Below are 5,530 nucleotides of genomic sequence, written 5' to 3'. Positions count from 1 at the left end.
AACCAAGGCGGTCGATGAAACTGCCGAAGAGGTGACTTTTGCTGCGGGTCCACGGCCGCTGGTGCAATACCCGCAAAAACGTCCGTTGACCTTGGTGACCACTCGCCCGCCGCACCTGGAGACGCCGTTCCCTGTTTTCAACGAAGGCCCCATCACGCCGAATGACGCCTTTTTCGTGCGTTATCACCTGGCCAATTTTCCTACCAGCATCGATCCGGATACTTACCGCCTGACGGTCAAGGGCTTTGTCGATACGCCGCTGTCGCTTTCCCTTGCAGAGCTCAAAGCCCTCGCCGAACCGGTAGAAGTGGTGGCCGTCAATCAGTGTTCGGGTAACAGCCGTGGCTTCTCTATGCCGCGTGTGTTTGGCGCTCAGTTGGGCAATGGTTCGATGGGTAATGCCCGTTGGGTGGGAGTGCCACTCAAGGCAGTATTGGAAAAGGCCGGTGTAAAAGTCGACGCCAAACAAGTGACCTTCCGTGGACTCGATAAGCCAGTGCTGCCAAGCACGCCGGAGTACATCAAGGCCCTGGACATCAGCCATGCCATGGACGGTGAGCCCATGATCGCCTGGTCGATGAATGGAACCGATCTGCCATTCCTCAACGGCTACCCGATACGTCTGGTAGTACCAGGCTATTTCGGCACGTACTGGATCAAGCACCTGAATGAAATCGAAGTCGTCGACCATACCTTCGACGGTTTCTTCATGGCGAAAGGTTACCGCCTTCCGGACAACGATTGTCTGTGCATCGCCCCCGGCACCACTGCGGCACAAACCAAGCCGATTTCAAAATTGGCGATACGCAGTTTCATCACCAGCGTTAAACATGGCGATGTATTGCCGCTGAAAAAAAACGTGGTGCTCAAGGGTATTGCGTTCGACGGCGGTGTTGGCGTCAACAAGGTGGAAGTTTCGATCGACGGCGGAAAAAACTGGCGCGAAGCCAAGCTTGGGAAGGACCTTGGCCGTTTCTCCTTCCGTGAATGGACGCTGCCGATCACCTTTACCAGCAAGGGCGCCACGCAATTGATGGTGCGAGCCAGTAACAGTGCGGGCGAGACGCAACCGCTGCGAGCCGACTGGAACCCTAGTGGCTACCGCCGCAATGTCATAGAAACCAGCCACGTGACTGTCGCCTGAGGGGCCCGCATGAAACTCATGAAACGCATGACCACTTTGCTGTGCGCGGCTCAGGTTTGTTTGGCTACCCTGGCGAGCGCAGCGCCGCTGTCGATCACCTTGCCGCCGGAAACGGCAGTGCTCAAGCCCAATGCGCTGCCTGGTTATCAGTTGGCCCAGCAAAAATGTGCCACCTGCCACTCTGCTGATTACATCAACTTTCAGCCTCCTGGCATGAGCCTCGCGCAGTGGACGGCCGAAGCGGGCAAGATGCAGAAGGTGTATGGGGCTCCAATCACTGATCAGGATGTGACCATGATCGGCGCCTACCTTGCGTCGACCTACGGCAGTGCTCATGCGAGCGATGCCGATGTGCAGGCGGCCTCGAGCCTGTCGTCAAGCCAGYCCCCAGCGGCGCCTGTCGCAAAACCCGATGCCATGGCTTTGCTCCAGAACAACGCCTGTCTGTCCTGTCACGCGATCGATCATAAGGTCGTAGGCCCGGCCTATCACGATGTGGCTGCCAAATACGCCAAAGATCCACAGGCGTTGGCCAAGGTCACGTCCAGCATTCAGCACGGTGGTGCTGGCAAATGGGGGGATATCCCGATGCCGCCTTTCGCGCAGTTAAGCCCGGACGATTTGCAAACCCTGACTACGTTTATATTGAAGCAGTAAGTTCAGTCCCGGCTCAGCTCAGCCGGGAACCTGCTCTCTGGCGGCGGTATCCACCGAAGTCCGATGGAGCGCCAGAAACGAAAAAACCCGCCTGAGAAGGCGGGGTTCTTCGGAGTTTCAGAGATTTTGAAAGCCTTCTCTGGAACCTTGTATGGCTCCACGACCTGGACTCGAACCAGGGACCCAGTGATTAACAGTCACTTGCTCTACCAACTGAGCTATCGCGGAATGGCGCCTATGTTACTGATTCAAAAAGAGAAGTCAAGCGTGAGATGGCAACTGGGCCAATTCGTCGGGACAGGCGGTGGTTTATCGGCCATGGGCGGTTACCAGATTCGTTCCAGAGGTCTACCATGGCCGCCCGGAAGTGGTAACACGCGCTGCCGGCCATTCGCCGAAAAGGTACGCGCCATGAATCACCCAACCTGCACACCTCACCACATCGGGGTGTTCGCATGAGCATCGCTCAAATCAGCTTGCCCAAAGGTGTCGGYCCCCACGCCGAAAAACTCTTCGACGCAATCACCCAGGCCAGCACCGCTGAGGAATTGAACCGTGCCGGCGGCAAGGCCGAGGGTTTTGTGCTGGGCCTGGAAAGCACCAAGGCGATCAAGAGTCAGATCGCTGAGTCGCTCTATGTTGCCTATGACGATGCCGCCAGCCAGCGTGCAACCGAACTGGCTTAACCGCCGAAGGTAAAGGTGCCGAGCATCATTTTGGTGTAGAGCGTCGTGGCGGCCAGTTGCACCAGCCACAAGGCCAGACCGCCGAGAAACACGCCCGCAGCGACTTGCATCACCAGGTTACTGCCGCGTTTGGCCGGGGTGCGAGGCACGAAGTGGTCCAGCTCATCGCGGTCTGCGCGTAGGTCATCGTTTTTCATGTGTGTTCTCGCAAAAATTCTCGGGTGTACTCATAACCTGTGGGAGCCGGGCTTGCCCGCGATAGCGGTCGATCAGCCAACATCAATGTTGAATGTGATGGCCTCATCGCGGGCAAGCCCAGCTCCCACAATAGGATGGTGTGCAGTCTAGAGGGCCTGGCCGTCGGGTCGAGAGATATCTGCGACCCATAAAAAAACGGGAAGCCATATGGCTTCCCGTTTTCCATCATGCGGCGACTCAGATCACCTGAACGATGGCCTTGGTCACCACGTCGATGTTGCTCTGGTTCAACGCAGCCACGCAAATGCGGCCGGTGTCCAGGGCGTAGATACCGAACTCGTTACGCAGACGGGTGACTTGCTCAACCGTCAGGCCGGAGTAAGAGAACATGCCGCGCTGACGACCCACGAAGCTGAAGTCGCGCTGCGGGGCGTTTTTCGCCAGCAGATCAACCATCTGGATGCGCATGCCGCGAATACGCAGGCGCATTTCCGCCAGTTCTTCTTCCCACTGGGCACGCAGGACCGGGCTGTTCAGCACAGCGGCGACGATGCTTGCACCGTGGGTTGGCGGGTTGGAGTAGTTGGTGCGGATGACGCGTTTGACTTGCGACAGCACACGCGCGCTTTCTTCTTTCGATTCGCTGACGATCGACAGGGCGCCAACGCGCTCGCCGTACAGCGAGAACGATTTGGAGAAAGAGCTGGAGACGAAGAATGTCAGGCCAGATTCAGCGAACAGGCGCACAGCAGCGGCGTCTTCGTCGATGCCATCGCCAAAACCCTGGTAGGCCATGTCGAGGAACGGTACGTGGCCTTTGGCTTTAACGACTTCCAGTACGTTGTTCCAGTCCGCCGGGCTCAGGTCCACGCCGGTCGGGTTGTGGCAGCAAGCGTGCAGCACAACGATCGAGCCGGCGGGCAGGGCGTTCAGGTCTTCCAGCAGGCCGGCACGGTTTACGTCGTGGGTCGCTGCGTCGTAGTAGCGGTAGTTCTGCACCGGAAAACCGGCGGTTTCGAACAGCGCGCGGTGGTTTTCCCAGCTCGGGTCGCTGATCGCCACGACAGCGTTCGGCAGCAGTTGCTTGAGGAAGTCGGCACCGATYTTCAGKGCGCCGGTACCACCCACCGCCTGAGTGGTGATGACGCGGCCAGAAGCGATCAGTGGCGAGTCATTGCCGAACAACAATTTCTGCACAGCCTGGTCGTAGGCAGCGATGCCATCGATTGGCAAGTAGCCACGGGAAGCGTGTTGAGCGACGCGAATCGTCTCGGCTTCGACAACGGCGCGCAGGAGTGGAATTCGCCCCTCCTCGTTGCAGTAAACACCGACCCCCAGGTTCACCTTGTTGGTACGGGTATCGGCGTTGAATGCTTCGTTGAGGCCCAGGATTGGATCGCGTGGTGCCATTTCGACAGCTGAGAACAGGCTCATTTTTGCGGCGGCTCTGAATGGAGAGTGGAGGGACGTGTCGCGCTCCAGCCGAATGCACTAGAGCGGTGCACAAACGGGGAGCTAGTATAGAGGTCATCGGCGATTGATGGCGACAGACGATTCGGCTTTTCCGGTAAGTTTTTCCGATTATTTTTCGACCATTAGTCGATTGGCGCCGTCAAAGGATTCACGGGATGTAGGACGTTTGCCTTGAAACAGCAGGCAATCGACTCCACATTGAGCACAATCCAGTTTTTTCCTCGGGCGACGTGCGTCGTTTGCGGCCTTTTTCGTTCCTGCTGGTTTGACTAGGCAGGCGCGACCCCAGGGGTATCGAATGTCTGAATTCCAGCTAGTCACCCGCTTCGAGCCCGCTGGCGATCAGCCGGAAGCCATTCGCCTGATGGTCGAAGGCATCGAAGCCGGCCTGGCGCACCAAACGTTGCTCGGTGTGACCGGCTCCGGCAAGACCTTCAGCATCGCCAACGTGATCGCGCAAGTGCAGCGTCCGACCCTGGTGCTGGCGCCGAACAAGACCCTGGCCGCGCAGTTGTATGGCGAGTTCAAGGCGTTTTTCCCGAACAACGCGGTGGAGTACTTCGTTTCCTATTACGACTACTACCAGCCCGAAGCCTATGTACCGTCGTCCGACACCTTCATCGAGAAAGACGCTTCGATCAACGACCACATCGAGCAGATGCGCCTGTCAGCAACCAAGGCGTTGCTGGAGCGCAAAGACGCGATCATCGTCACCACCGTGTCCTGCATCTACGGTCTGGGTAGCCCGGAAACCTATTTGAAGATGGTCTTGCACGTGGATCGCGGTGACAAACTCGATCAGCGCGCCTTGCTACGTCGCCTGGCGGACTTGCAATACACCCGCAACGACATGGAATTCGCCCGTGCAACCTTCCGGGTGCGTGGCGATGTAATTGATATCCACCCGGCGGAATCCGATTTTGAAGCGATTCGCATCGAACTGTTCGATGACGAAGTCGAGAGCCTGTCCGCTTTCGATCCGCTGACCGGCGAAGTGATCCGCAAGCTGCCACGCTTCACGTTCTATCCGAAAAGCCACTACGTGACGCCGAGGGAAACCCTGCTCGGCGCCATCGAAGGCATCAAGGTCGAGTTGCAGGAGCGTCTGGATTACCTGCGCAGCAACAACAAACTCGTTGAAGCCCAGCGTCTGGAGCAGCGCACCCGCTTTGACCTGGAGATGATTCTCGAACTGGGCTATTGCAACGGCATCGAAAACTACTCGCGCTACCTGTCCGGTCGTGAATCCGGCCAGGCGCCGCCGACGTTGTTCGACTATCTGCCGGCCGATGCCTTGTTGGTGATCGACGAATCCCACGTCAGTGTGCCGCAGGTCGGCGCCATGTATAAGGGCGACCGTTCGCGTAATGAG

6 protein-coding genes and 1 tRNA gene are annotated in these 5,530 nt (G+C 58.0%); 4 read left to right on the top strand and 3 right to left on the bottom strand.

The genetic code is table 11. From position 1 onward, the window contains the following. Both sorA and sorB read left to right on the top strand, forming a co-directional pair. Positions 1-1,144, top strand: a 1,144-nt coding sequence (sorA, locus tag AC1DRJ_RS18335) for a SorA family sulfite dehydrogenase catalytic subunit (protein ID WP_477803405.1), incomplete at its 5' end; no start/stop codon positions are given. 9 nt (positions 1,145-1,153) lie between these two features. Next, positions 1,154-1,801 carry a SorB family sulfite dehydrogenase c-type cytochrome subunit gene (gene sorB, locus AC1DRJ_RS18330; protein WP_477803404.1) on the top strand — a complete coding sequence of 216 codons (648 nt, stop codon included), beginning with the start codon at positions 1,154-1,156 and terminating at the stop codon, positions 1,799-1,801. A 152-nt stretch (positions 1,802-1,953) separates the two neighbouring features. Here the strand turns inward: sorB and AC1DRJ_RS18325 are convergent. Then, positions 1,954-2,029 (bottom strand) — tRNA-Asn (locus AC1DRJ_RS18325). Positions 2,030-2,256: 227 nt separating this feature from the next. Here AC1DRJ_RS18325 and AC1DRJ_RS18320 point away from each other — a divergent pair. Then, the gene (locus tag AC1DRJ_RS18320) at positions 2,257-2,487 is read left to right on the top strand and encodes a hypothetical protein (protein WP_007943502.1); all 231 of its coding nucleotides are present in this window, start codon (positions 2,257-2,259) and stop codon (positions 2,485-2,487) included. On the opposite strand, the gene AC1DRJ_RS18315 is transcribed toward AC1DRJ_RS18320, so the two are convergent. Both AC1DRJ_RS18315 and AC1DRJ_RS18310 read right to left on the bottom strand, forming a co-directional pair. Then, positions 2,484-2,684: a hypothetical protein gene (locus tag AC1DRJ_RS18315; protein WP_477803403.1), complete on the bottom strand. Its 201-nt coding sequence runs from the start codon at positions 2,682-2,684 to the stop codon at positions 2,484-2,486. The two genes, AC1DRJ_RS18320 and AC1DRJ_RS18315, sit on opposite strands and share 4 nt — an antisense overlap. A 238-nt stretch (positions 2,685-2,922) precedes the next feature. After that, positions 2,923-4,119, bottom strand: a complete 1,197-nt coding sequence (locus AC1DRJ_RS18310) for an amino acid aminotransferase (protein ID WP_477803402.1) — start codon at positions 4,117-4,119, stop codon at positions 2,923-2,925. Between the two features lie 337 nt (positions 4,120-4,456). Between AC1DRJ_RS18310 and AC1DRJ_RS18305 the strand changes: the two genes are divergently transcribed. Further along, positions 4,457-5,530, top strand: a 1,074-nt coding sequence (locus AC1DRJ_RS18305; RefSeq protein ID WP_477803401.1) for a DEAD/DEAH box helicase family protein, incomplete at its 3' end; no start/stop codon positions are given.

Source organism: Pseudomonas sp. P5_B2, assembly GCF_056400445.1.
This window is presented reverse-complemented; position numbering and strand designations above follow the sequence as displayed.

What these genes read in the sequence shown, in the direction of transcription:
- AC1DRJ_RS18315 (WP_477803403.1), bottom strand. Translation starts at nt 2,684, where the DNA reads ATGAAAAACGATGACCTACGCGCAGACCGCGATGAGCTGGACCACTTC.